The following is a 26119-nucleotide window of genomic DNA, read 5'->3' as shown; positions in this document are numbered from 1 at the left end:
CGACACCGACAGGCACAGCGGGTGCAGGTCTTACACTTGGACGCTCGCCCAGAATACACCTAGTAGGCGTAGTGCACGCCTTGCTTGTCTGTGTGGCATACCTTACTCTTCAATCAACGCTGCGTTGAGGGAGAGGTCGCCATGGCCGATGTTCGTCGTGAAGTTCGCTCGTCCGGAGAGGGCTGGACGGAAACGCTGTTGTGGTATGCAGTGGCGGTTCGCGAAATGCAATCACGTCCTCTCACCGATGCTACGAGTTGGTGGTTCTTCGCGGCGATCCACGGCACCCACCCGCAGGTGTGGGACGAGTTCGGAGTCGTCGATGCGGATGCGCCGAGGCCTCCTGCAACGGTCCAGCAGCGTCTCTGGAACCAATGCCAGCATCAGAGCTGGTACTTTCTGCCCTGGCACCGGGGATATCTCGTCTCGTTCGAACGGATCGCACGTGCTGCTATCATCGCGGCAGGTGGCCCCGAAGACTGGGCCGTTCCCTACTGGAACTACAGTGACCCCGCACGACCCGACGCCCGGACTCTTCCGTCAGCCTTCTCAGAACCGACGCTCCCTGACGGGTCCCCGAACCCGCTGAACATCGAACGCCGCTACGGTAGCGGCGAGATGCCGATCGTCATCGACGAGCGAATGGTCTCACTCTCTGCCCTTACCGACACCGCATTCGCAGGTGGCACTAACGATATCCCGCCCGGCTTCGGCGGCCCGCGCACACTGTTCCACCACGGCACTGAGGGGCCCTCCACGAACGGCAGCCTGGAAGCGCTGCCGCACAATGTGCTGCACACCGCGCTCGGGGGCAGTGCGCCAGGACAGGATCCGAACGACTGGCGCAATCTGGGTCTCATGACCATGCCGATCACCGCCGCACTCGACCCGATCTTCTGGCTACATCACGCCAACATCGACCGCCTGTGGGAGCTCTGGCGGCAGACCAACACCGATAGTGACGACCCCGGCTGGCTCGAAGGTCCCGCTGACCGCTCGTTCGTCGTGCCGACCTGGGAAGGCGGCGATTGGGTGTTCACCGCGCAAGAGGTCCTCGATACCGTCGCACTCGGCTACGTCTATGACGCTCTTCCGGGTGCGGAGCCGGAGGAGCGGGTGGCCTCGGCCGACGAGACACCGGCACCGGTTGATGTTCGCCCCGCGCCGGAAGCAGCGCGCGTCACCGCCCGCAGCAGAGGAGTCATCATGAAATCAGAAGGCAAGCCAGAACTCGTCGGGGCCAGCGACACCCATGTGGTCGTGCACGGCCAGACCGACACACCAGTGCAGCTCGACGGGTCTCGCATGCGATCGCTCAGTCGTACCGCGGCTCGCAGGTCGGAGGCGACCCCCACGATACCCCCACGCGTGTTCCTCAAGCTCGAAGGAATTCGAAGTGCAAGTGACGCCGCAATCTACCACGTCTACGTTGATGTGCCGGAGAACGAAGAACCTGAGGATCACCCCGAGCGCCTCGCCGGTGTCGTTTCCCTGTTCGGGGTCTCTGAAGCAAGCGACCCCGAGGGAACACATTCCGGCAGCGGCATCAGTCAGGTGCTCGAGATCAGTGACATCGTCGACGTCGGTGCCCTGGGTGCGGAGGCGCTTACGCTCGATGTGCGTTTCGTCCCGGCGAATGAGACCGTTGCCCGGGCGGAATTCTCGGTCGGCCGGGTCAGTATTTACGTGATCGAGTAATCATGTCCAAGATGCGTCTCCGATTGCGAGCCGTGCTGGCTACCGCTTGGAGTGCGCCTGCGCCTACGCTGATCCTCCTGGCAATCGTTGGCTGGTGGCTCTTTATCGGGTGGCACCCAGGAGCCCACGGTGCTCTCGAGACTGGCGTGACCGACGGGCAGGTGTTGTTCACACCATCGGCGGAGCAGGCTCATGCGGGGCAGAACGGACACGGCTCTACCTTCTCAGCGGCAGTGATCCTGCCCGCTGTCGGAATGTGGCTCGCGATGATCCTCGCCATGTCACCGCCCATGCTTATCAGAGAGGTCGGCACGTTGTGGCGCACGAGTCTGCGCCGAAATCGTACGGTGAGAGTACTGCTGTTCCTATTTGGCTACTCGCTCGTCTGGGCACTTGCGGGCCTCCTCGCCGTACCGCTGAACTTGGCGACCACGGGAAACATCGCGCTCATCGGTTGCATGGCGATTGCGGTGCTTGTGTGGCAGTTCAGTTCGCCTCGCCTGCGCCTGCTAAGACGATGCCATCGCACCCCGGCGCTGCGGGCGTTCGGCATCGATGCCTCCCGCGAATCCCTACGCTACGGGCTCGGATCAGGCGCACTTTGCGTCGGGCTGTGCGGCCCGGCCATGGTGCTGGTGCTCCTGACTGGACAGTTCCACGTCTTCACCATGGCGGTGGCGGCGACCATTCTCACGATCGAACGTTATCACCCCATTGCGCGCAGACGCAGATCGTTGCTGACCCGACGGTGGGGTAGTGCCCCTGGATACCGAAGCTTTACCCCCATTGTCCGATAAAACGAACTAGAGTAAACCTCACAGGCCACGCTTGTTGAGCCTCACCCTAAGGAGATCAGCCATGACAACGCAGTCACACCCTCTGATCAGCGCACTTTCAGCAGTGCTCACCGATGCCAGCGAGCGCGAACGAGTGCCGGCAGACGAGATCGCGATTCACAGTGTGGAGGCCGTCGACTGGCCCGACTCCTGCCTCGGCGTCCCGTCTGACGGCGAAGCCTGCTCCGACGTCGTCACCCCTGGGTTCCGGGTGCGGCTCGCACGCGGAGCCACCTATCACACTGATCGCTTGGGAAATGTGCGTCGCGCCCGCCGCAAGGTGCACGATGACACCGAGATCCGGCTCAGTTACACGGTGTCGGGAGGCATCGGCGGGTGGTCAACGACCTTCGAAACCGATAGTTACAGGCTTAGCGAGGCCGACGATGAGAAGCTGCGGCAGCTCATCACCCAGGCAGACTTCTTCAACGTGCCAAACGTCGAACCCACCACGGTGATTTTTGACGGCTTCACGCGCCGACTCAAGATCTCGGTGGGCCGGCGCCAATACGAGGTCATTCGTGGCGACGGCATCGATGCTGAGGACTCCGCGGCTTTTCATGCACTCGTTGCCTGGGTTGAAGAGCGCACGCCGCCGATCTTCGGTCAGTCACGCACGACGATCGACTGAGGTGGGGAGATAAGCAACTGCTTCCGCCACGAGAGGCAATGTGAATGTGCGAAGGCTGGTTTTGGCTGCATCGTCATCGGTCGTGCTTCTACTGCCTCGTGCCCTCGTTGACTGTCGTCAAGTGGTGGGCACCGGTTCTGGTCAGTAGTCCCGGCGCGATCATGCGACCAATTGATACCAGGAGTAGATCGACAGCTTTGCCAGCCACTTGTAACCCCTTGCCCAACATACTGCGGGGTCGGAATCGATGAGGCGTCATCCCTATCACATCCAACGGTCCAGCCTTCATGTCGCACTCGTGGTTTCGCGTTGAAAATGTGTCAGGCACGGCATGAACCGCGTGCTGGATATCTAGCATGTGGGCTTATTGTTGGGCGCTGGGTAACGGAGTACATTTATTTGTATCGAAGGTCTATTCCGAGGACGAGATCAGAGGCGATGACGATGCGTTCGTTGGAGACTGACTACCTTGTCGTAGGCGCGGGCGCGACCGGCATGGCTTTCACGGATGCTCTGATTGACCACGCGGATGTCCATGTCACGATGGTCGATCGTCGTTATGGGCCCGGCGGTCACTGGCAAGATACCTACCCTTTCGTACAGCTTCACCAGGCATCGCAGTTCTACGGGGTTGCCTCGACGTTGCTCGGTACCGGTGCGGTGCAACAGCACGGTCCTGAGGCGGGACTTCACGAACGTGCGCGACGCTCCGAGATCCTCCACTACTACGACCAGCTGCTGTATCATCGCTTCGAAGATTCAGGACGTGTCAAGTTTCTTGGAGCAAGCCAATACCATGACGACGGCGCCTCCCACTACGTCACATCCCGGGTATCAGGCGAAACGACCCTGATCAACGTACGACGACGTATTGTCGATGCAACCTATCTGGCCCCAACCATCCCCGTGACGACGCCCCCGCCCTTCGGAATTGCTGACAGCACCCGAGTTGTTCCCATCAATGCGCTGACGAACTTAGATGAGACGCCCAGAAACTACGTCATTGTTGGATCTGGCAAGACCGGCACCGATGCGATCATCTGGCTGCTGAACCATGGTGTTGAGCCAGACCGGATCATGTGGGTACGACCACGAGAACCATGGATGCTGAATCGTGCCGTCGTCCAGCCGGACCCGGTCGTGGCATTCGGACTTGCAGCTGACACTATGGAGGCGGCTGCTGGAGCCGAGTCGGTCGAGGACATGTTCTTACGCCTCGAAGCAGCCGGGGTGATGCTTCGGATTGATACTGCCCGTACTCCGACGATGGCAAAGACCCCAACGCTGGGCACTTGGGAGCTGGATTTGCTGCGCAGCATCGAACATGTGGTCCACCTTGGACACATCAAGTATATGACCGACGACCGGATCGTCCTGCAAGACGGTGCGGTTGCCATGCCCCCAGACGCCCTGGTCGTACACAGTGCTGCCTCCGGACTGCAGTACCCGCCTGTGGTCCCTATCTGGGGTGATGACAAAATTCGGTGCCAGACGATCCGGGCCGGCTTTCCCTGCTTTTGCGCTGCACTGGCCGGTTACGTTGAGGCAACCCGTGACGACGATCGGGAACGCAATCGGCTGTGTCCACCCAATAGGCTTCCCAACAACCCGTTCGACTGGACCCAGACGCAGGTCCGAGGAATCCAGGCCACACGCGCGTTCAATTCGGAACCAGACATCGCTGCGTGGGCCAATAGCTGTGCACTCAACCCTGCCCGCATTGATCCGGGCCGACGTGATGAACCTGCGGTTCGCTCCGCAGTGGATCGGCTGGGAGCCGTGGCCGAGCAGGGACTTGCACGGATGGCCGAGCTGGCCGAAGGCGTCTAGCTGTTGAGCGATCCAGTCGGACTGTTGTTTGTGCGACATCACGTGTCACTGCTCGTAGGAGGTGCGTGTATTCCACTACGCGGCGGACTCTCTGGGCGCGACACGATACGGATGATCACGCCCATCACGAGCCCCAGGAGGATCGCTGGCCCATGCTCATTGCCAAGCACCGTGAGCACCGCGCCGATCACTATGAGGGCAGCTAGGCCCAGTATGGAAGTGAGGCGGGGCGAAAATCCGATGACAGCCGTGCCCGCGAGCAGTGCGAGAGTGGCCATCGAGTTACCAGCGCCGGGGTGATTGAGCTGCAGCAGCATGCTGCCTATCCCGCCGACGATGAACAGCGGTACCGCCAACGTGCCGGGGAGCACGCGGCCGACGATGAGTAAAGTAACCGCAAGGACCGACAGATTACTCAGCGTTCCGGCCAGGCCGCCGTCCTGCAGAACATTGGCTGTCACAAGCCGCCACCACTGGCCGTGTTGAACGATGTCATCATTGCGCATGCCGAGCTCAAGAAGCTGCGGGAACGCGAGCTGGAGAAGTGCTGGGACAGCCACGATGAGCCAGAGAATCAGCGCCCACCAGGTGAAGCGTACCGGCGGGCTGTTGGGTTCACGCTTCAAAGTGGCGGCGGCGATCGCTACCCATCCCGCCGCGAATGCTGCCCACAGTACGAAGGACTCGATCACCGGACTCATCTCCAAACCTCCGGTCGTCGTTGATCTACTCGAAGGGGCGTCACTCCAGGCATTGCGGGTTCGCCTCGGATGTCTTTGAGACGGTATGGTCGCGTGCCCGTTTAGTGTTGCAAGTCCACGTCGACAGGTGTGAAGGCAGGCGATATTTCTGGGCGAAAGATACCAATCGATCCGGACGGCACTTCATTCCACACGTGGGTACTCCAGTGCAACTCAAGTGGCTCGGATACGACAAGCTGTGCGTTATCGGGCAGAGTATCCGCGCCACCGTCGACAGTATGGAGCATGGTGGGCCCATAGGAATGGTAGAGAGTCGGAGCAGAAGCGCCCTTCACATCGGGGCTTACCCACCGCAGCACGACCAGTTGATCGCCATCAGATGCACACATCGTGGCACGAAAAGGTGCGGCAATATTATGTTCGTTGCGGGCGCGTTCGACTCGCTCTACCATTCGTGTCATAGCTTGTAGCGGGTCATGTGCCAGGCCATAGGTCAGGGCCAGGTAGAAACACACCTCGGTGTCTGCATTGCCAAGGATTGAGGGGTACAGTTTGGGATCGACATCGAATGTCAGTTCTCGTTTTAGTTCAGGGAAATTGGGTATCTCGCCGTTGTGTTGGAACATCCATCCGTCGTGGATGAAAGGATGGCAGTTCTGTTCAGCAATCGTCTGACCCGGTGCCGCTCGGACATGGGCGAGAAAACATCCTGCTTCGATCTGCGCGGCAAGATGCCGAAGGTTGAGGCTGTCCCAGGCTGGTCCGATTTGGCGGTATTGTCCGAGGGTTCCAGCGCGCCCTGCCCACGCTATGCCGTACCCGTCGCCATTCGTTGGGAAAGCATTATCGAGGAAGAGGGCTGCAAGCGGGTCACCGGGCAGGAATAGCTGTCGGGCATGCAGACTCTGATCGATGAGCGAGTGGTTCGGGCGCACCAGCACATCCTCCAGCGGTATCGATGAGCCGAGATAAGCAAGCCAACGACACATCCGGGCCTCATTTCCTTGCTGAACCAGCGGTTGCCGTTGTTTTGAGTGTACGACTTTCCCTACCTGCCCGCATCACACTGACCTCTGATACATGCTCCTCGGCTGGTTGGCTGCAGTGAAAAGTTGGGCCTACAGACTTGGCATGGACGGTGATAATGTGCATATCAAGCTCGCGTTCCGCAATGGTTGAGAGGAGTGGGCGTGGCTCAACGATTCAAGGTTGGTGACCATGTGACCTGGAATTCCGAGGCCGGGCAAGTTTCAGGCACCGTGACCAAGGTACACACTGAAGATTTCGACTATAAGGGCCACACTCGGCGCGCTTCAGACGATGAGCCTCAATACGAGATCAAAAGTGATAAGACCGAACATATCGCGGCACATAAGGGCAGTGCGTTAAGAAAAACCGGCCAGTGATACATTCGCTCATCGCCACCGCTTCGGGCGATCCACTCATGGGGACGCTCGTGGCCGGTGCCTGGGGGCTATTAGCTGGTGGAGCGCTCGTGATCGGTGCGACCATCGCGTGGTTTGTTCAGGTGCCCGCTCGAGTTGTGGCCGCAGTGATGGCTTTCGGTGCTGGGGTATTGATCTCTGCTTTGGCATTCGACCTCGTTCAGGAGGCTGCCGAAAGTGCCGGTGTCGCACCGGTCGTAGGCGGTTTTGCTGTTGGTGCGGTTACTTACATGCTCGCCAATAAGCTACTGGACAGGTTCGGCGCACGGCACCGTAAACGGTCCCAGGACCAACAGCCTACAGAGAGTGACCAGTCGGGTAGTGGTCGGGCGATCGCCGTCGGTGCGCTGCTGGATGGTGTACCAGAGTCCGTGGTCTTAGGTGCGAGTCTGCTCGGCGGCAGTGGGGTGAGCACAGCCGTGGTTGCGGCGGTGTTTATTTCTAACCTGCCCGAGGGGCTGTCGAGTGCTGCCGGGATGAAACAAGCCGATCGCAGTGCCCGGTACGTATTTGGGGTCTGGAGCAGTATCGCGGTGGCCAGCGCTCTGGCGGCTGCGATGGGTTATCTGCTGCTGGGTGATGCTTCGGCCCAGACCGTGGCAGTTATCACCGCTTTCGCTGCCGGTGCGATCCTGACGATGCTGTCCGATACGATGATCCCGGAAGCCTTCGAACGGACCCACGCCTGGACCGGTCTAATCGCTTCGGCAGGGTTTTTGCTGGCCTTTACTATCAGTCAGCTCGGTGACTGATGTGGGGGAGCAATCTTCACGAGACCACATGTTGACGTTCTGCACATAGTTGGAGTCAGCGTTGGTTCGTATTCGTTAGACAATGTCTTGCTAGAGCAAAAAAGACCACCACACTGGTGGCTGATAACCAAAAGACTATGCCAGTGGGAAGATCGCTGCACCAAGAACGCTACTGCAGCAAACATTGTCACCGTTGGAGCCCCAGACTAGGTACGCCAGCTCATATATGTGAGACATTTCGAGTGGGTCCGGCGTAGAATTTACGGTGCGAACATGGCTCGACAGTAGGGGACACCGTGATGCTTAAACCAACCGGTCAGCTTGTATCGACCACGGACGGATACGACCTTGTGATCACCCGGAAGCTGCCCATCGCCGTCGAGCATGCCTGGGATTACGTCACCGAATCCCAGTTCACGGAGCGATGGATTGGCCCCTGGGACGGTATCGGATCTGTGGGGGAGACCATTAAACTGTATCTGGGATTTGAGGAAGGAAAGCCCGGGTTCAAAGTCGAAATCCTCGAGTGCCATGCTCCTGAACATTTTCGGGTCAAAACCTTAGACGAGCACCTGCCCTGGGACTTATCAATCGAGCTGACCGAGAGCAACGAACACGCCGAGTTACGTTTTACGATGCATGATGCTAACCCATCAATAATCGGCGAAATTGGGCCCGGTTGGGAATACTATCTCGATCAGCTCTGTGCCGTCATTGACGGCGATCCTGTCCCAGACTTCGACGATTACTTCCCGGCGTTGCGTTCTTACTACGAAGACCAACGCGTCGAATAATCCAGCTCGAATGCTGAGCCGTCACAGACGGTGACAAGACCGAGGGGCATTGTGAAAATCATCCTTACGATCGCAATATTTCTGTCTGGCACAACGTTCTGGTGAATGAGCTCGTTCATGACCGGCCAGCCTGATGCTCCTCGGCATTGAGTGCTTCGACTCGTCTTGAGGCTAGGACTCTCACTCTGAGCTTGCAGAAGAGTTCGGGGCAGCTGGCCATTGCCAGTTCTTGATCTCAGGCATGTCCTCGCCGTGGACACGGATGTACTGGTGATGCTGGATCAGGGCGTTCTGGAATGTTTCGCGTGCACCGGACGATACGTTCTTGAGCCGGGACACTCTGTCAATCACAGCGATCGCCAGGTGGAAACGGTCGAGCCGGTTGAGCACGCACATGTCAAACGGTGTGGTCGTGGTGCCTTCTTCTTGGTAACCGTGGACGTGGAAGTTGCCGTGGTTGGTGCGCCGGTAGGTGAGTCGATGAATGAGCCACGGATAGCCATGGTAGGCGAAGATTACAGGCTTATCTGTGGTAAATAATGCATCAAAATCAGTGTCTGGCAATCCGTGGGGACCAACAGAGTCGTGTTGTAACCTCAACAGATCAACAACGTTGATGACTCGGATGGCCAGATCCGGAAAATTGCTGCGCAACAGGTCCACTGCCGCCAGGGTTTCCATGGTAGGCACGTCACCGGCACAGGCCATGACGACGTCTGGTTCGGTGTCCGGGTGCGTGCTGGCCCAGTCCCAGGTGCCGATGCCTTCAGCGCAATGGACGATGGCCTCGTTCATCGTCAGGTATTGCAGCTGTGGCTGTTTGCCCGCGACGATGACATTGACGTATTGACGGCTGCGTAGGCAATGGTCAGCCACGGATAGCAGCGTGTTGGCATCAGGTGGCAGATATACGCGGACAACTTCGGGTTTCTTATTCAGAACGTGGTCGATAAACCCGGGGTCTTGATGGGAGAATCCGTTGTGGTCTTGCCGCCAGACGTGAGAGGTCAACAAATAATTTAGTGAGGCAATCGGCTGACGCCAGGAGATATCGTTGGTGGTATCCAACCATTTTGCATGTTGGTTGAACATGGAATCTACGATGTGAATAAAAGCCTCGTAGCACGAAAAGAACCCATGTCGGCCGGTTAGCAAGTAACCTTCCAGCCAACCCTGACAGGTGTGCTCAGACAGGATTTCCATAACCCTCCCGTCGCGAGCAAGGTGATCGTCCTCGGGGAGCGTTTGGGCATTCCACATCCGATCGGTGGCTTCCAGGATGGCGTTCAGGCGGTTGGAGTTGTTCTCGTCTGGGGAGAAGACTCGGAAGGTCTGCATATTCGCGGCGACGACGTCGCGCAGCAGTTGTCCTAGCACTCGGGTTGCCTCGATCTGTCCAGTCCCTGGGCGTTCTACGGAAACTGCATAATCGCGGAAATTTGGCATCTGTAAATCCCGAAGTAACGATCCACCATTGGCATGCGGGTTAGCGCTCATCCGCTGTGTACCCTCGGGACGGAGCCGGCGGAGCTCTTTGACCGGTGCCCCGGTGGCGGTGAAGAGCTCTTCTGGACGGTAGCTGCGTAGCCAGTTTTCTAGGATCTTGCGGTGATCCTTATTCTCCCGGGCTGCACTGAAGGGCACTTGGTGGGAACGCCAGGAGCCTTCGACCTGGTGTCCGTCCACTTCAGTGGGGCCGGTCCATCCTTTGGGGGATCGCAATACGATCATCGGCCACCTGGGCCTTGTCGTCTCGCCGTGCTCACGGGCCCGGTGTTGGAGCTGGTGGATTTCCTCCAGACAGGTGTCGAGGGTGCGGGCGAAGTCCTGGTGCATCTGATCCGGATCCTGGCCTTCAACATAATATGGCGTATGTCCATATCCGCGCAGCAGGGCGTCCAACTCGTCTCGATCAATCCGTGCCAGGATGGTGGGATTGGCGATCTTGTAACCGTTGAGATGCAAAATGGGCAACACCGCACCATCGGTGGTGGGATTGAGGAACTTATTGGAATGCCAGCTGGTAGCTAGTGCCCCGGTTTCGGCCTCGCCGTCACCTACCACGGCTGTCACAATGAGATCAGGGTTATCAAAAGCCGCACCGTAGGCATGGGACAAAGCGTATCCCAGTTCCCCGCCCTCATGGATAGAGCCAGGGGTTTCCGGGGCTACGTGGCTGGGGATGCCTCCGGGAAAAGAGAATTGTTGAAACAGCTTTTCCATTCCGTCGATGTCTTGGCTGACCTCTGGATAGGTTTCGCTGTAGGTGCCCTCCAGCCAGCTGGCTGCGACCGGGCCTGGACCACCATGACCGGGCCCCATCACATAGATCATGTTCAGATCGCGTTGGATGATGGCCCGATTAAGATGCGCGTAGATGAAGTTCAAGCCCGGGGTGGTGCCCCAGTGACCCAGCAAACGGGGTTTGATATGTTCCGCCCGTAGGGGGTCGTGCAGCAACGGGTTGGCCAGCAGATAGATTTGCCCGACGGACAGATAGTTTGCGGCCCGCCACCACGCGTCGATGCCATTCAGCTCGGCGGGGGTCAGGGGTCCATCAACGTGGCTAGTCATATTTGAGCCGCGCATCGAATCATCCTTCCTCGGGGCCGTGACAACTCACCGTTCACATCCCGGTGCAAGGGTGGGCCTGTTAAGGCTGGTGCTCGTAGTATCGGCCCATGAGACGACGCCCAAGTTCGTGGCCCCAAGCGCGAGCACGATCGTGTTCCCCTGGTGATAGTGGACCGTCATAGTCGTCGACGTTGAAACTTTCCGGGTCGGTCAGTACCGTACACCCGAGTTTCTTGAGTTTCTTGGCGATTTTGCGACTGGCATGCCCCGGCAGATTCGGATGCCGGACGTGGGTATCGAAGGTTGCCACAGTCAGCGCGACGGGGCCAGTGTCGAGCCATTCCCGCACTCCCGAGCTGATCAGGGCACCACCGCGGTGATGCGCGTCTTCGCGCGTGGATTCTCGACTCAGACCAAACGCATGGGTCGGGGCGCCGACGACGAGGAGGTCCACCGCTACCTGTTGCAGTGCAGGGGCGTCTTGGACCGCACTGAGCTGCAGATGGATGTCCTCTTCGGAGAGTCCCTGGCCAATAGCCTGGGCTATATCTTTGGTGTTGCCCCATGCGGATTCATAGACGATCAGTGCTTGCATGGAGTCCTCCTGCTCCGCTGTCAAAGCGATCTCGGTTGGACAAAGAATGCTAGGAGGTGACGGTGAACAGTCACGAGGTGCACGACCAACACCCCTGTCTCGAGTATATCTAGTCCGAGTTCAACGAGAATAGCTTCCTGCTCAGAAGGATCCCAAAATCACATCTTCCGGACACTGACACTGGGCTTTGCACCGCCAGCTAGTGCGGTGGGAGCTGGAATCGCCCAGCACCCAGTCCCATGGTCTTATCCGGGGCGGCCGCTCAGACAACATGCTGCTAGCCAGGCAAGGGTGGCATTCAAGAGACTTAGAGCCAGTGTTGTCGTTTGAAGACGATGTACAGCGTGACGGACGATACCAACATGGCCAGTAGCGATACCGTAAACCCGTATGATTCGGTCAGACCCGGCATATGGCGGAAGTTCATGCCGTAAATTCCGGCGATCACCGTGGGAGTGAATAAGATAGCGGCCCACGCGGAGACCTTTTTAGCTTGTTCGCCTTGGTTATAGGCAGCCTCGGTCATGCGGGCCATCTCTTCATTCTGTCGTTCGCCTAACAGTGCAGCATGGAGTTGTAAGCCCGCGGTGAGCGCATCGCGGAAACTATCGACATGCCCCGATAATCGAAGAGCCCTGTCTTCCAGGCTGCGAAGATGGGTGTCCAGTTCCCCTGTGAGGTCTTTACGCAAATCGTTGACAATGTCAGGGAATGGGTGAGCGCTGCGTTGGAGCTTCATGACGTCTCGAAGTAGTTCATAGACTCGGTGTGGGGCAGTTTCTTCCCCGAGGATAATATCTTCTTCGACGTCGTCAATCGCATCGCGGAGATAGAGCATTGCTGGTCTATAGCTGTGGCAAATCGTATCGAGGATGACCTGCTGGATGTGTTGAGGGCTCGTAGCCAGATGGGGGTTTTCGATGAGCCGGTGTGCTGCTGGCTCGAGGGCCGGGAAGTTTTCGTGCCGTGCTGTGATAATGAAGTTGGGCCCGATAAAAAGGTAGAACTCTACAGTGTGCAGTCTGTTGTCTAGAACCCGGGCCGGGCGCAGCACAATGAATTGTGTTGCGCCGTATGCTTCGATCTTTGGCCGTTGACGGCCCTGCAGAATGTCTTGGATGGCTAGCTCATGGAGCTGAAACGCAGCCTTGACCTGAGCAAGCTCTTGCGGGGTGGGATTGACGAAGTCCAGCCAGGCAACGCCGACGTCCTGTACTTGGTTCAAAGTGTCGGTCATGGATGCCGAAGGTGTGGCTACCCCATCGATATAAATCACGTTGTGGTTCAACACGATGTCATCCTGTCCAGAGTTCTGTTGATATACCTAAATATTACTCACGTCGGGGTCATTCGATCACAGGGTCTGGTCCCGAGAGTCGCGAGTCATGTCATGCCCCTACCTTTTGCCAGCCCGCTTCGAACCGAGTGTACATAGCGTGACAGCCCGGCTGGGATCATAGTTGGCAGTGGACTCAAAAGCCTTGGTGGCTCAACCACGTCCGCACTGTGTTTTCCCGTGTTGCGGCGTCGTGCTGGGAACCGTTTAAGGTCAGTTCATCTACGACGACGCCGTCGCGGAGATACACAATACGATCGGCACGGGCGGCACACACCGGGTCATGCGTGACCATCAGGATGGTCGTTCCCAGCGTGTGTGCTGCTGCCAGCGCGTCAAGAACACCCTGGGTCATCTGTGAATTCAACGCACCGGTGGGTTCGTCGGCAAAAAGCATGGCCGGCTTGGTACCCAAGGCGCGACACAGCGCAGCTCGTTGTAACTGGCCGCCAGATACCTCGGAGGCGTACTGGTGGGCTATGTGATCGATGGAGAACTGGTGTAGCAGCTGATCCACGCAGTGCTGGACGGCGTTGCTATCCGGCGCTGCTTTCAGCGCGGGCAGCAGCACGTTGTCATAGATGGTCAGGCTTTTGAGAAAATGTGGCTGCTGAAAGATAAAACCCATCCGATGCAGGCGCAGGCGACTGCGCTGACGATCGTTGAGATCGTGTAGTGAGTGTTGTTCAAATTCGATCTGTCCGCTGGAGGGGTCATCCAGCCCGCTCAACAGATGCAGCAGGGTGGATTTGCCTGAACCAGACGGCCCCATGATGGCGACAAATTCACCGGAGTGGATGGTGAGGTCGATGCCATTGAGCACCGGGGTTGGGCGACTGGTCGTTGCAAATTCCTTGGTCAGGTTGCTGCTGTGGAGTATTGCGGTCTTGGTGTGTTGTGCCAGTTGCATGACGTCCCTTTCCTTAGGCCACTCGTGAAGCAAAAACAGCGCGGTTGGCGTAGTGCTTTCGCAGCAACAGGATTGCACCCAGCAGGCTGGTGCCGATCAGCAGCCCCGGATAGATGAGATAGATCAGCACGGGGTTGGAGATGAAGCTCAGTTCGATAATGCCGAAGTTTGCAGCCGCCAGGGCTTGGGAGGTCAACCATTGACCGGCCGTGGCAGCAAGAACCAGCCCGCTTCCTATACCAACCAGGATCATCAGCCCCAGTTGCGCCATGGTCTGGAGTGTCAGCTGTCGTGCAGAAAAGCCCAGCAAGCGCAGGGTGTTTGATTCGGCGTGGTTACGGCTCAGCTGTAATCGGAGAAATAGTGTCGTAATTAGGGTGACGGCGCCAAGAGCAATTATGAAGATGATCCAGGACGCCGAGCGCAAGCCATCGGTGACATAGGCCAGTGTCTGGTCGACATAGTCGGTCATGGGTAACACCTGGGCGGTGGCAAAGTCTTGTCGATACTCGGCCGCGAGACGACCTGGATCCACACCGGGACGGACATCACTAAAGACGGTCCACCGTGCAGCAGACTCTACGGTGGGGTCGTGTATTTTCGCGGTGTACCCACCGGCTGTGACATCCTGATACACCCCACTGACCTGCAAAGTGCGGATATCTGTTGCATCCTGTAATCGCAGGTCATCGCCCACGGTCACCTCTAGTGCTTGAGCGTTCAAGGTCGACAGCGCGATCTCACTGCTACCGGGGGCCTGACCATCGACAAAAGCTATGGCGGCACCGGAGTGATCACCAAGCTGTGCGTTCAAGGTCTGCCAACTGCCCTCGTGTGCGACGTCAAAGCGCTGGTGGGCATATGACTGGACATTCGTCGCCCGTGGATCCTCGGCCAGCCGGGTCATGAGGGACTCGTGGTCTTGGGATGCTACGGAGGAGTTTTGGTCGTGAATTTCGATCCGGAGATCGGTTTGTGGTGCACCCAGATACTGCATGAAGCTAGGGCTTTCGAATGTGGAGAGCAACTGCGCCGGGATGGTGACCATGACCGTGGCGAGACCAAAGACGATGGGCACAATCATCCAGTGGCGCAGATCCCAGCGCAACAGACGCTGAGCCAATCGGCGATTTACCCCTGGGCCACGTGTGGAACCCAACACAGAGCGGGATGTTGAGCCACCCAGCCGCTGAGCGCGAAGTGCTGATGTGCCGTGTAACAAAGCATCCAGGACATTGACGCTCAGGCTGCGGCGAAGCGTCAGCGCACAGATGCCCAGGACTAAACCGTTGACCAGTACAACAGCGGCCACAGGTAGCAGAACTGTGACAGCGGTGATCGGGGCCTGCTGGGAATCACCAGCCACCAGTGCACCTCCAGCCAACGCTAAGAGTAATCCGCTGACGCTGGCGACCACGGTCAGGGCAAGGTATCTGGTCAAATACAACCGTGTAATCGCTCCCGGCGGGATGCCCAGCGCTCGCAGGGTGCCGATCTCATGGAGTTCATCTTGCAGACTAGACCGGATGACAAACCGCATATTCAACAAGGCAATGCCAATCAGCACACATCCGGCGAGTATGCCCACGGCCGCCACGAGGCCTTCACTGATCACCGTCACCAGGCGGATCATCACTTCAGTCACCGCCTGACCATTGGTAGGCAGGCGAGGGTCACGCTCATAGGCCTGCTGGAATGCCGCAACATCAGCGGTATCTGTCAAACGATAGGCAACTAGGGTTTCCGGCGTCCCACGTGGTGCAGTCATCAAGCTGGCTACATCCTGCGGAGCCACCACAAACCGTGCCGCCGAGGCCATCGACGATCCCATCTGCGCATCTCGCACCGTGCCAGCCACAGTTAGCGCCTCCACCTGTGCGCCGGTGTTCACCGCCAGGATGTCGCCGGCACCAATGTCGAATTGATCCGCCAGGGCAATAGGGACATACACTTCACCGACCGCCGGCTCAGGAATAGCGCCGTCGTCGTCCAGCAAATAATCAAAGTCTGGATTCTGGGTTACGAAGAGATGATCGATCAGTGACCCACTCAGATCCGTGGGCGTGGTACCGGAACCACGTTGCACCTGCAGATCGGTGCCAGCAAACCCCACCATCTGCGCAAGCTGCCAGGCTTCGATATCATCACGCGCCGAGGCAAAATCCTGCAGTGCTGCGCGACTGACCTCACCGGTATGCAGTTGCAAAAAATGCGGAGGCTGAGCAGTGTCGAACAGGTGTGTTACCGAAGAATTGACCCGTTCGATCACCAGCACACTGCCGGCCACCAGCGCACTGGACAACGTCAGCAGCAACAACAACGCCACCGTGACCGGCGTATTCCGGCGCACATCATTGACCACATACCGGCTAGCAAGCTTATGGGAACGCATGATCTGGCATTTCAGGTTGGGTGCCAAGATTCCGCTGCAAGGATGTCATGCCAGTCAGCCTAGAAGGCCCGGGTGTGGGAAACGACAGGGCTTCCCATCGTCTTTGTTCGGGATAACCCGAAGACTGCCAGGCCGCTCGTGTGGCCCATGTCACGCGCACCTGGGGATGCGTTCAGACCGTTAGACTACCCACCATGATGTCATCCACTCACACCGCACATCACTCCCAGTCAACCGCACCATCACGGATATTTCGACGACGCCGCTACAGTCTCACCGCCGTGCTGATCGCCGGAGCGCTGGGGTTGAGCGCCTGTGGTCCGAATGTGCCCGACCCAACCGACACGGCCCAGCAATTTGCCGATCAACTGGTATCCGAAGAATTCAGCGGACTAACTGATCTTGCACTGACCGATGATTCGATGGACCCGGCTGCGCTCGCAGACGCCGTTGCCCAACTGCAGCGTTTCCCACTGTCGGTGAGCTTGGATTCTGCCCAGGTGGATGACACGGATGATGAGACGGTCACTGCAACCGCTCAGTACACAGTCACCTGGGATCTCACCCCAGGGGGCACGCCCGACGGGGAGGGCGATGCGAACGAAGACGCCGCCGAGTCGGAAGACTGGAGCTATCAAACCCATGCCAGCCTGGTGTGGGATGAGACCAATGAAAGCTGGCAGCCCCAGCTGGATGCCAGCACTCTGGTTCCCGGATTAGCAAATGACGGACACGTGAACGTGGAGATCGACACCGCAGAACGTGGCACGATCCGAGACGGCGACGATAACGCCATGGTCATGGACCGCCCGGTGCAACGCATTGGGATCGATAAGTCTCATGTGCTGGAAGCATTATCCTCGGCTGATTCTGAACCCTCGGACGACGATATCGAACAGACCCTGACTGAATCGGCCACCGCACTGGCCGAAGCCCTGGACCTGGATCCGGAACCGTTGGTGGACCGCACCCTGGCCGCAGGCGAACGCGCCTGGGTTGAATTCATCGTGCTACGCGATGACGAAGACACCGATATCCCTATCGACGATATCGCTGAAATCCAAGGTGCCATGGCCATGGAAGACACCATGGTGCTAGGGCCCTCCCGCACATTTGCTCGGTCACTGTTTGGGACCTACGGTCAGCCCAATGCCGAACAAATCGAAGCCTCGGACGGGGAATTCACCGCCGGTGTGCAAACCGGACTGACCGGGCTGCAACGCATGTACAACGAACACCTCGCCGGTAGCGACGGGCTGGACATCACTATTGATAACACCGAAGCTACCCAGCCGACCTCGGAATTAATGACCAGCGAAGAAGTCTCATATAGCCGTGAGGTGGTGGACGGCCAGGCGTTGACCACAACATTGCACATGGATGTTCAACAGTTGGCCGAGGACATGATTGCCGACGCCGAGGTCCCAGCCGGGCTGGTCGTCGTCCGTCCCTCCGATGGGCATATCCTGGCCGCCGCGGAAGGACCATCCGAGCTCAGTTGGCCATTGGCAACCACCGGGACCTACCCGCCGGGATCGACTTTCAAGATGATTACCGCTTTGGCTATGTTGCGCAACGGGATGACCCCGGAATCTATGGTCGACTGTCCGCAAACGATCACCATCGATGGTGCCGAATTCTCTAACTTTGAGGGCTACCCGTCTGACTACTTAGGTGAAATCACGCTGGCCGATGCAATAGCCCAATCATGTAACACCAGCTTCGTTAGCCAGTGGGAAGAGCTCAGCACCCAAGACGTTCACGACGCGGCGGTCGCCCTGGGTCTGGTCGAGGACCCGATTGTCGGCTATAACGGTGCTTTTCTGGGCTCGGTACCCACCGAGGTTGAAGGAACTCAGCACGCTGCTGGGCTGTTTGGTCAAGGTCTCGTACAGGCCTCGCCGCTGGGAATGGCTACCGTGTCGGCATCGATCGCGGCTGGACAAACCGTCACCCCGGTAATGGTGACTGACCCCGCCGTGGAACCGAATGACAACGATAATCTGCCGGGTAATGCGCCGCTGACCGAAGACGAAGCAGCAACTCTGCAGGAACTCATGGCAGGGCCGGTCGAATACGGGACCGTGCCGATTCTGCAAAACGTGCCTGGCGCACCGGTCTATGCAAAAACCGGCACTGCTGAATATGTCGATGACGGCGAAGACTTAGCCCACACCTGGATCATGGCCACACACGGTGATCTAGCGGTGGCGCTGTTCTATTCGGAGGGCTTTGCTGGTGCCCAGACCAACGGGCCGGTATTAGAAGATTTCCTGACCGAGCTAGAAGATATCATCCCATCCGAATAATATCTGAAACACACCGGATCGAACACAAGGACTAACTGTGGATACCAAAGCATCGAAGAAAAAGGGCTGGAAGGATTTCAGCCCTGGTCAACGCGCAGCAATCGTTGCGCTAGCGTCAGTCCAGGTTGCGTTAGCCGGCACGGCATGGATCGATTTGGCACGACGAGATGCTACCGAAGTCAACGGCAGCAAAGGCAAATGGGCCGCTATTATTGCTGTGGACTTCGTTGGTCCGATCCTGTATTTCACTCGCGGCATTCGGCGCTGACATGCGGACCAAACTCTCGACGACCGTTAGCTAGCGCTGCTCATTGCTGGTCGAACCTACATCGTGGACGGTGGGAGTTCTCCACAGCTGGAGAAAATGCTCTTCTGCCAAAGCAGTTGATGTCGTAGCTTGGTGTGACACACAACCGGTCAGAACCTCGATGGAGGAAGACAGATGTCGATTGAAATCACCACGATCATCATTGCCGCTGCCGGCGTTTTGGTCGCCCTAGGCAGTGTCAGTTTGGTTGGCTTCGTGCGAATCAGACGACATATGGACCAGCGCTTTGATCAGTTACATGCCCACTACGAGCACATTGATATAGGGATCAGAAAAGTGTTCTTGAAAGTCAGTAGCGTGCATGCACGGTTTGAACACGCAGAGCGTGAGATTCGTAAACTGCAAGAAGAACTGCAGGAAGAACTGCAGGAAGTTAAAGCCACTGACAGCGTGCCGCGGCGCACGACGAGTGCTTTCTTTCTCCATGACACGATGCTTGGACGGATACGTTGGTAGCGTCCTGCTCCCACCAACTACTATGGCGACATCCTTCTTGATGGAGATTGAACGAATATGCTGAAATGTGTGAAATTCGTGCGTCGTATGATCAGACAGGCGCTGCTTTGTGAATAGCCCAAACCCGAGTCTTCAAACATTCATTGATGCGCTTGAGCGCCGCTTAGTGGAGATGTCGACAGAAGAAATCCGCCAGTCACTCCTGCAGCATGCGCACACCCTGCAAAATAGTGACCGAGCAGCATTCCTCGCTATTTTCGAGCACAATCGCCAGACGAATCAGCAGCAGTCATCAAATGTGACATGGCCGGTCGATAGTCATCCACTGCTTGAAGAAATTGACGCTTTTGTGGACCGGATAGCCTCTGGAGAGTATTTCGACGGCTTCGAGTGGGACCATGAAAGTTACCAAGAGCGGTCATTTGGTGACGAATCGTGGGTGCTGGAGTTCGACGAATTCTTATCAGAAGCTCATGAGGCATTTCTCAACGGACAGCTTGGCTTAGCCCGGGCAGCATTTCAAAGACTGCTTCACGCATTGTCATTAGACGACGACGTCGAGACGTTCTGTGGTCCTGAGTCTGCAATGGACATGGTGGGCTTCAACCTTGCCGAAGCGCAGGCATGTTACCTGCGCGCTGTGTATGAAACAACACCGGCAGAAGAACGAGCCGCAGGATTAGCCAAGGAATGGTTTGTCCTTCCAGAACTTGACGCCGACGTCAGCCTTGATAGCCTGCGGCAAAGTCGAGGGCAAAAGCTCCCAGAACTCGAGCAATTTCTTCCTGAGTGGATAAACGTATTGCACTCCTTAGACCGTGACTCACCAATAGCCCGCGAGCTACTGCCCGAAGCAGCAGAGCTTGCTGGAGGCCTCAACGGTCTACGAGACCTGGCACGCGGTAGCGGGATTGATCAGGGAGAATATTACCTTCGCTGGGTGCAAGCGCTTCGACGGGCGGAACGCCAAGGGGAAGCCATTGAGGCAGCACATGAGGCGCTATCGATGCTGGACCACGACAGACCTATGCGGGCGCTCATCGCGGAAGAGTTAGCTGTTCTTTCCAAGGATAATGGTGTTCACGTGGTCGCTGCGCGTCGGGCTGCCTGGCGCGCAGATCCGAATCTGCTGCGGCTCATCCGGCTCCATGAAGCGGCGGCCCAACTGTCCCAGGCGTCTGAGACTATGGCAGATGAGCTTGCAGCATTGGGCACACAAAGAGCACTGGATAACCCAGGCAATGGACTGCGCGCCGTGCTTTTGGTACTGGCCGGACGCGTGGATGACGCGGCGACCATACTCATACAGTCGACAGGGCTGACAGACCGTTCCCTGCGCGATGTGGTCGTACCCTATCTGTTGATATCGGGTTGTGCGGGGCCGCAGCATCCCCAATGGTTGTCAACCGGTCTCAAAAACTTCTTGAACGTCGTTGACCGCTCGTTTTTATGGGGTTTGGTTGGCAGTTATGGGTCGACCGTGCCGCCGTTATCTGAACTTTTCCTGGCGCAGATCAACAAACAAAATGCCGACCAGGACATCCTTTCAAGACGCCTCGAGATCGCTGTTCAAGCGATTGAGCATGACGTCGACGTCATTGTCTCATCCACAGCCCGAGACCAATATGTAAGAGCGGCCCGCCTGTTGACATACTGTGGGGAAGCGCTGATTTTGGCGAACCGCCCCGAAGCCAGTGTCGTGTTGTTGCAGAAATGGAAAACCCGATATTCACGTCACAGCGCGTTCCAACGAGAATTAACAGCAGCCGTCGAAGAAACAGTACTATTTACTGGCTAGACAGTAAGGATCTGTCATATTTGACGACTCGCTGAGGTAATGTGTCACTTATGAATGAAAGTGGCCCGCTGCGCAGACCTCGGCCATTAGCGCTTAAGAAAGGCCTTGCTGATTTCGGCGAGCACTTTTCCGAGTGGCGACGATTGCAAAATCTATCGGTAGCAGTACGGAGTCCAAAAGAACTCCGTGAAAAGTTTGCGGATCGACAAGTACGGCCATACGGGGGCGAAACTGCCGCAGAATCTACACGTGCTGAACGCGGTGGAGCATAACCGTTTTGGATGCCTTGTACTTGCTGCTCAATCACGCTGATTGCGGAGTGCCCGATTCGTTTTAGCAGTAGCTACGGCGCCTATAGGGTCTTCAGGCCAGGGGTGTTTGACATAGCGGCCACGATTTTCTGCTCGCACCTGCGGATAAACATTCGCCCAGAAATTCGCCAGATCCCGAGTAATCGCTAGTGGACGCTGTGCGGGGGATAGCAGGTGCAAGATCACCGGCACCCTACCATCGACAGTCGTCGGGCTACCGGTCCAGCCGAAACACTCTTGGAGTTTGACCGCCAACACTGGTGGTGCGACGTCGTCGTCGTTGTGTTCTTCTGGTGCGGGCCAATCAATGCGCATGTGCGATCCCGATGGCACCTGGAGACGCTCGGGCACCAACTCATCCAAGCGTGCGGCATCGGGCCATGGCAATAGACGCCGTAGTGCCGCGGTCAGATCGAGACGATCTCGATGGGTGCCGCTGGCAAGCTGTTCGATTTCCGGATCCAGCCAGTCATCCAGGTGCTGTGTCAGCGCCGAGTCTGTGACCTCGGGCCAGGGCGCGCCGATGACTTTGTGTAAGATCCCAAGTCGTCCCCGCAGGTTCTCAAACTCGGCATACCGTTTGGGATTGTTTTCTACAGCAAAAAAGTCCAGCACGCCGCGCTCACGAATCGCGGCGGCCACGGCGGCTTTTGTGTGTTCCGAGGTGGGCTTGACCGGAGTTGAAGATAACTCGATGGCTCCGAGTCGGTGAATGGAGCGCGCTGAAACTTTGCCGTCGACAAATTTCGCCTCGGTCTGTGTGGTGACCAAGGGGCCTGCGGCAAGTTCTGCGTGGTCTTGGTCCAGTTCGGCAGCACTGCGGATGATTGCCCGGTTGCCGTGCAGGGTCAGCTGCGCGATGGCTAACCATTCACAACCCTGTAAGGATGACTCTCGGGGGAGTGAGGCCGCCGTGCCCGAAGCCAAGTGATACTCGGCAGCCTGGCCGGTGGCTGTACCGCGTCGACGAGCAATCTGGGTGGGGTAGGCCAGTGCGGTGATCATGCCAATTTGCAGTGGATCCCGGGAAGGTTCTGTTGCATCGGATGGCAGCACACGACGCAACCGGGCGATGTCACTGGTCCAGGGTTGTGGTCGTTCGGATCGAAGACGACGTAGCAGGGCGGTGAGATCTGCGCCCGGGGCACGTTGGTCTGAGGAGAGGGTTGCCACGGTTTCTGCGGTTAATTGTGCACCGGCAAATTCGGCGCCGTCGTACAGGGCTCGACCCAGCCGCGGATCCACCGGCAGATCAGCCAGTTTGCGACCCAATGGGGTGACGCGGTGCTGGTCATCCAGGGCACCCAGCTGCGTAAGCGTGTCCACGGCTGTGGTGTATGCACGCTCTGGCAGGGGTTCGGGCAGCGCCATTCCGGCGCCGTCGGCGGCACCCCAATAGGCCAAATCTAGAACCGCCTGAGTGAGATCGGCGGTGCGAATTTCAGCCGGCCGATGTGCTGGACGGGCCGCGAATTCGGCATCCGATACACACCGCACCACCAGACCGGGTGCTTGTCTTGCGGCACGGCCGCCACGTTGAACCATCGAGGATTTCGCGGCCCCAACCGTGACGAGCCCGGCCACCCCGCGAATGGTATCGAGTCGGCTTTGGCGATCTAGACCGGCATCTACCACGATGCGGACCTCGGGTACCGTCAGGGCTGATTCAGCCACATTGGTCGCTAAGACAACTCTGCGCGGTTGTTGTTCACCGTGCGGCTGTAAGATGCGGTCTTGTTCAGCTGCCGGAGTGGAGCCCAACAGCGGTAAAACCTCGACACCAGGCAACTGCTGGGATAGCCGCTGAGCTACGCGATCGATCTCCCGAGCACCGGGTAAGAAAACCAAGACATCACCATCCGGCTCGCGCTCAACGGTGGAGACGACGGTATCGGCGAGATGGGTGATAAACGTATCGGTGACCCCGCGGGCATCGAGGCCACGTTGGTTACCCGGCAGCGGCGCCCATTGCACACGCAGGGGATAGGTGGCAGCTGCGACACTCAAAATGTCGGCGGCCGCCTCGCCGTCGTCGGTCAACAGCCCTGCCCACAGCTTGGCATCCAGCGTTGCCGACATGACCACGATGTCCAGTGGTGCATCGCGTAATTGCCCCAGTTGTTGGACCATGGCAAACGTTAGATCGGTATCCAGATGGCGTTCGTGCACCTCATCCAACACGATGGCGGCAATCCCGGATGCTTCGGGGTCGCGGATGAGTCGACGCAACAACACACCGGTGGTCACAAACTCCACCACGGTAGCCTTCGAGGTCTGCTGATCACCACGCACAGCGTATCCGACCTCGGCACCAAGCCGCGTGCCGGTTAGTTGGGCCAAACGGCGGGCAGCAGCACGGGCGGCCATCCGACGCGGTTGGGTAACCACGACTTTGCCGCTTCGCCCCTGGGAAGCTAAACGATTCGCCACGGTCGGCGGCACTATGGTGGTCTTCCCGGTCCCAGGAGGCGCCACCACCACGGTGCGCAGCGCGCTTTCGCCAGCTAATAAGGGCCCGGTCAGATCCGCCGCAGGCAGCCCAGCACCGATGACCTCGAGGTCAAAGCGTGCCTTGGTACCGGAAGATTCATGTTTCATCGCTTCCACTCTATGACGTTGCCGACAAAACCGGACTCGTTTACCGCAAGTTTAGGATTCCTTGACCCGAAGCGTTGAGTGGCTCAGAGCCGGTAAACGTATGGGTACCGGTAATACCTCGCCCCTATAATGCACCGGCTGCAGCCATCCGCCCGATCGTCGGTAACGAGCGGGGATGCAGCAACGGGTACAAGAAGCGGTTGTGTTGTGGTATGTAACGATATGGGTGCGCCGCCAGATCAACCTCCGAGGCATGCACATGCACGAGTATTTGATACTCGTGTTGCAGCCGAGCAGCCAGGCAATATTGAGGGACTCGGAGCCTTTCACGCGTGGTACATGTGCCTCATCGTGGTTGTTTTGGGCTCTAGGCTAGAGGCATGGCTTCCGAAGTAAACCTCCCCAAGGGGTACGACAGCGCCCTGTCCTCAATCAAGGAGCAGGTAAGGTCGTCACGCCGGTCCGCCCAACGAACGCTCAATACCGAGCTTGTCACTCTGTACTGGGGGATCGGACGCACCATCCTTGAGAGGCAGGAAGTGGCACCTTGGGGGAGCGGCGTGGTTGGGCGACTGGCGGAGGACCTGCGGAAAGAGTTCCCTGAGATGAGAGGGCTTTCGCGCAGCAATCTCTTCTACATGCGGTCTTTCGCCGACGCATGGCCTTCCTTGGGGTCAAAAGTCCCACAGCCTGTGGGACTTTTGCCGTGGGGCCATATCCGGCTCCTCCTAGACAAGGTCGACGACCAGACCGAGCGTGAATGGTATGCCGCGACCGCCTCGGAGCATGGTTGGTCACGCAACGTCCTACAACACCAGATCGCCAACCAACTGATTCGACGTGAGGCCGCTGCCCCCTCGAACTTCTCCGAACAGCTTGCACATCCCGACTCTGACCTAGCACGTCAGTTGGCAAAGGACCCGTACGTCTTCGATTTCCTCGGGCTGACTGCTGACGCCGACGAGCGCCGCTTCGAGCAAGCTTTGATGGACCCATGGTTGAAGTTTTCCGAGAACTCGGTACCGGATGGGCGTTCGTGGACCGGCAACGTCACGTTGAAATCGACGGCCAAGACTTCTACCTCGATCTGCTCTTCTTCCACGTTGAGCAACTGCGCTACATCGTTGTCGAGCTCAAGACCGGGCCTTTCAAACCTGAGCACACCGGTCAGCTCGGTTTCTACGTCAGCGTCGTTGACGATCTCTTCCGCCGTGAGCAGCACGCCCCGACTGTCGGCATTCTGATGGTCTCAGACAAGAGCGAGTCAGTCGTTAGGTACGCCTTGAGCGGCGTCACCCGGCCCATGGCCGTCAGTTCCTACACCTACGAGATGCTGCCCGCCGACGAGAAAGCAGTGCTGCCGGCGGCGGACCGCCTCACCCATGCCCTGGAATCACGGCGTCCGGGGGAGTGGGACGACCTCACTCAAGAATGACGAAGCGCCTCTGGCCACTGTAGTTCGAGGGGGCTTGGTGGTCGCCGACCTACTCATAAGTCTGCTTATCGAGGATCGCGCAGTCGTTTGACACGACTGTCTTGGCGATCTCCCACAAGGACTCGTTCTCTTTGCGGTAGAGCAACTTCTGGCACTCAGCCTCCTGGCGCTCTTTCGTCACCTATGCCATTACAGAGACGTTCGTCGCGTACCAGCTCTGGTTTGAGGAGGTCGGCGATATGTCCTTTGTCATCGGTGATAGTGGAGATCTGTCTCGCGAGTAGTCCAGGAATCGGACGGCCACAATCCGGGTTGTCGAGGATGTCTGCTGATCCCGGCGCACCGACTACCCCGATTTCTACCTAGCCAGGTACCAGTTAGATAGGCCAA

The 26119-nt window shown here is 58.1% G+C and carries 20 protein-coding genes and 1 pseudogene; 13 read left to right on the top strand and 8 right to left on the bottom strand.

Annotated elements, in window-relative coordinates:
- Window positions 1-141 precede the first annotated feature (141 nt).
- From A6F49_RS11450 to A6F49_RS11430, 4 genes are all read left to right on the top strand, one after another.
- Entirely contained in the window at window positions 142-1698 is a 1557-nt protein-coding gene (locus tag A6F49_RS11450) for a tyrosinase family protein (protein ID WP_043058394.1), read from the top strand.
- Window positions 1699-1844: 146 nt separating this feature from the next.
- Window positions 1845-2495, top strand: coding sequence for a copper chaperone (locus tag A6F49_RS11445; RefSeq protein ID WP_161485810.1), 651 nt, complete (start codon window positions 1845-1847; stop codon window positions 2493-2495).
- A gap of 61 nt (window positions 2496-2556) precedes the next feature.
- A complete protein-coding gene (locus A6F49_RS11440; RefSeq protein ID WP_043058393.1) occupies window positions 2557-3165 on the top strand; it encodes a protealysin inhibitor emfourin in 609 nt (202 codons plus the stop codon).
- Between the two features lie 438 nt (window positions 3166-3603).
- Window positions 3604-4995, top strand: coding sequence for an NAD(P)-binding protein (locus tag A6F49_RS11430; protein WP_043058391.1), 1392 nt, complete (start codon window positions 3604-3606; stop codon window positions 4993-4995).
- Window positions 4996-5033: 38 nt separating this feature from the next.
- Here the strand turns inward: A6F49_RS11430 and A6F49_RS11425 are convergent, their stop codons facing one another.
- Together A6F49_RS11425 and A6F49_RS11420 are read right to left on the bottom strand one after the other, a co-directional pair.
- Window positions 5034-5696 (bottom strand): hypothetical protein, encoded by a 663-nt coding sequence (locus A6F49_RS11425; RefSeq protein WP_052504940.1) that lies wholly within the window; start codon window positions 5694-5696, stop codon window positions 5034-5036.
- Between the two features lie 101 nt (window positions 5697-5797).
- Window positions 5798-6631, bottom strand: coding sequence for a class II glutamine amidotransferase (locus tag A6F49_RS11420; protein ID WP_235604976.1), 834 nt, complete (start codon window positions 6629-6631; stop codon window positions 5798-5800).
- A gap of 255 nt (window positions 6632-6886) precedes the next feature.
- Here A6F49_RS11420 and A6F49_RS11415 point away from each other — a divergent pair, with 255 nt between their 5' ends.
- From A6F49_RS11415 to A6F49_RS11405, 3 genes are all read left to right on the top strand, one after another.
- Window positions 6887-7102 carry a hypervirulence associated TUDOR domain-containing protein gene (locus A6F49_RS11415; protein WP_043058389.1) on the top strand — a complete coding sequence of 72 codons (216 nt, stop codon included), beginning with the start codon at window positions 6887-6889 and terminating at the stop codon, window positions 7100-7102.
- 38 nt (window positions 7103-7140) lie between these two features.
- Window positions 7141-7893 (top strand): ZIP family metal transporter, encoded by a 753-nt coding sequence (locus A6F49_RS11410; RefSeq protein ID WP_043058498.1) that lies wholly within the window; start codon window positions 7141-7143, stop codon window positions 7891-7893.
- Window positions 7894-8192: 299 nt separating this feature from the next.
- A complete protein-coding gene (locus A6F49_RS11405; RefSeq protein WP_052504939.1) occupies window positions 8193-8687 on the top strand; it encodes an SRPBCC domain-containing protein in 495 nt (164 codons plus the stop codon).
- A gap of 180 nt (window positions 8688-8867) precedes the next feature.
- Here A6F49_RS11405 and A6F49_RS11400 read toward each other — a convergent pair whose 3' ends face one another.
- The 5 genes from A6F49_RS11400 to A6F49_RS11380 form a co-directional block, all read right to left on the bottom strand.
- Window positions 8868-11276: a phosphoketolase family protein gene (locus A6F49_RS11400; protein WP_043058387.1), complete on the bottom strand. Its 2409-nt coding sequence runs from the start codon at window positions 11274-11276 to the stop codon at window positions 8868-8870.
- Between the two features lie 64 nt (window positions 11277-11340).
- On the bottom strand, window positions 11341-11856 hold the full coding sequence (locus tag A6F49_RS11395) for a flavodoxin family protein (RefSeq protein WP_043058386.1): 516 nt from the start codon (window positions 11854-11856) through the stop codon (window positions 11341-11343).
- Window positions 11857-12163: 307 nt separating this feature from the next.
- A complete protein-coding gene (locus A6F49_RS11390) occupies window positions 12164-13147 on the bottom strand; it encodes a magnesium and cobalt transport protein CorA (protein WP_052504938.1) in 984 nt (327 codons plus the stop codon).
- Between the two features lie 181 nt (window positions 13148-13328).
- Window positions 13329-14102, bottom strand: a complete 774-nt coding sequence (locus A6F49_RS11385) for an ABC transporter ATP-binding protein (protein WP_052504937.1) — start codon at window positions 14100-14102, stop codon at window positions 13329-13331.
- A gap of 13 nt (window positions 14103-14115) precedes the next feature.
- Entirely contained in the window at window positions 14116-16494 is a 2379-nt protein-coding gene (locus tag A6F49_RS11380; RefSeq protein WP_043058384.1) for an ABC transporter permease, read from the bottom strand.
- A gap of 194 nt (window positions 16495-16688) precedes the next feature.
- Between A6F49_RS11380 and A6F49_RS11375 the strand changes: the two genes are divergently transcribed.
- From A6F49_RS11375 to A6F49_RS11360, 4 genes are all read left to right on the top strand, one after another.
- Window positions 16689-18803, top strand: a complete 2115-nt coding sequence (locus A6F49_RS11375) for a penicillin-binding transpeptidase domain-containing protein (protein WP_082911751.1) — start codon at window positions 16689-16691, stop codon at window positions 18801-18803.
- Between the two features lie 37 nt (window positions 18804-18840).
- On the top strand, window positions 18841-19071 hold the full coding sequence (locus A6F49_RS11370; protein WP_043058383.1) for a membrane protein: 231 nt from the start codon (window positions 18841-18843) through the stop codon (window positions 19069-19071).
- 174 nt (window positions 19072-19245) lie between these two features.
- Complete coding sequence (locus tag A6F49_RS11365; protein WP_043058382.1) at window positions 19246-19587, top strand: hypothetical protein; 342 nt, start codon at window positions 19246-19248, stop codon at window positions 19585-19587.
- Between the two features lie 109 nt (window positions 19588-19696).
- A complete protein-coding gene (locus tag A6F49_RS11360) occupies window positions 19697-21385 on the top strand; it encodes a hypothetical protein (RefSeq protein WP_150119470.1) in 1689 nt (562 codons plus the stop codon).
- Between the two features lie 299 nt (window positions 21386-21684).
- Here A6F49_RS11360 and hrpB read toward each other — a convergent pair whose 3' ends face one another.
- On the bottom strand, window positions 21685-24294 hold the full coding sequence (hrpB, locus tag A6F49_RS11355) for an ATP-dependent helicase HrpB (protein ID WP_043058380.1): 2610 nt from the start codon (window positions 24292-24294) through the stop codon (window positions 21685-21687).
- Window positions 24295-24674: 380 nt separating this feature from the next.
- On the opposite strand from hrpB, the pseudogene A6F49_RS18715 reads away from it, so the two are divergent.
- Window positions 24675-25076, top strand: a pseudogene (locus tag A6F49_RS18715) (DUF1016 N-terminal domain-containing protein); the annotation flags it as partial.
- Window positions 25077-25288: 212 nt separating this feature from the next.
- The gene (locus tag A6F49_RS18710) at window positions 25289-25729 is read left to right on the top strand and encodes a PDDEXK nuclease domain-containing protein (protein ID WP_327019965.1); all 441 of its coding nucleotides are present in this window, start codon (window positions 25289-25291) and stop codon (window positions 25727-25729) included.
- Window positions 25730-26119 lie beyond the last annotated feature (390 nt).

Source organism: Enteractinococcus helveticum (assembly GCF_001657475.1).
Taxonomy (GTDB): Bacteria; Actinomycetota; Actinomycetes; order Actinomycetales; family Micrococcaceae; genus Yaniella; species Yaniella helvetica.
This window is presented reverse-complemented; position numbering and strand designations above follow the sequence as displayed.

Excerpts from the sequence above, each read along its gene's own strand:
- A6F49_RS11425 (WP_052504940.1), bottom strand. The coding sequence starts at position 5,696 with ATGAGTCCGGTGATCGAGTCCTTCGTACTGTGGGCAGCATTCGCGGCG.
- A6F49_RS11380 (WP_043058384.1), bottom strand. The coding sequence starts at position 16,494 with ATGCGTTCCCATAAGCTTGCTAGCCGGTATGTGGTCAATGATGTGCGC.
- A6F49_RS11405 (WP_052504939.1), top strand. The coding sequence starts at position 8,193 with ATGCTTAAACCAACCGGTCAGCTTGTATCGACCACGGACGGATACGAC.
- A6F49_RS11440 (WP_043058393.1), top strand. The coding sequence starts at position 2,557 with ATGACAACGCAGTCACACCCTCTGATCAGCGCACTTTCAGCAGTGCTC.
- A6F49_RS18710 (WP_327019965.1), top strand. The coding sequence starts at position 25,289 with ATGGTTGAAGTTTTCCGAGAACTCGGTACCGGATGGGCGTTCGTGGAC.
- A6F49_RS11365 (WP_043058382.1), top strand. The coding sequence starts at position 19,246 with ATGTCGATTGAAATCACCACGATCATCATTGCCGCTGCCGGCGTTTTG.
- A6F49_RS11375 (WP_082911751.1), top strand. The coding sequence starts at position 16,689 with ATGATGTCATCCACTCACACCGCACATCACTCCCAGTCAACCGCACCA.
- A6F49_RS11400 (WP_043058387.1), bottom strand. The coding sequence starts at position 11,276 with ATGCGCGGCTCAAATATGACTAGCCACGTTGATGGACCCCTGACCCCC.
- A6F49_RS11430 (WP_043058391.1), top strand. The coding sequence starts at position 3,604 with ATGACGATGCGTTCGTTGGAGACTGACTACCTTGTCGTAGGCGCGGGC.
- A6F49_RS11450 (WP_043058394.1), top strand. The coding sequence starts at position 142 with ATGGCCGATGTTCGTCGTGAAGTTCGCTCGTCCGGAGAGGGCTGGACG.
- hrpB (WP_043058380.1), bottom strand. The coding sequence starts at position 24,294 with ATGAAACATGAATCTTCCGGTACCAAGGCACGCTTTGACCTCGAGGTC.
- A6F49_RS11385 (WP_052504937.1), bottom strand. The coding sequence starts at position 14,102 with ATGCAACTGGCACAACACACCAAGACCGCAATACTCCACAGCAGCAAC.
- A6F49_RS11410 (WP_043058498.1), top strand. The coding sequence starts at position 7,141 with ATGGGGACGCTCGTGGCCGGTGCCTGGGGGCTATTAGCTGGTGGAGCG.
- A6F49_RS11395 (WP_043058386.1), bottom strand. The coding sequence starts at position 11,856 with ATGCAAGCACTGATCGTCTATGAATCCGCATGGGGCAACACCAAAGAT.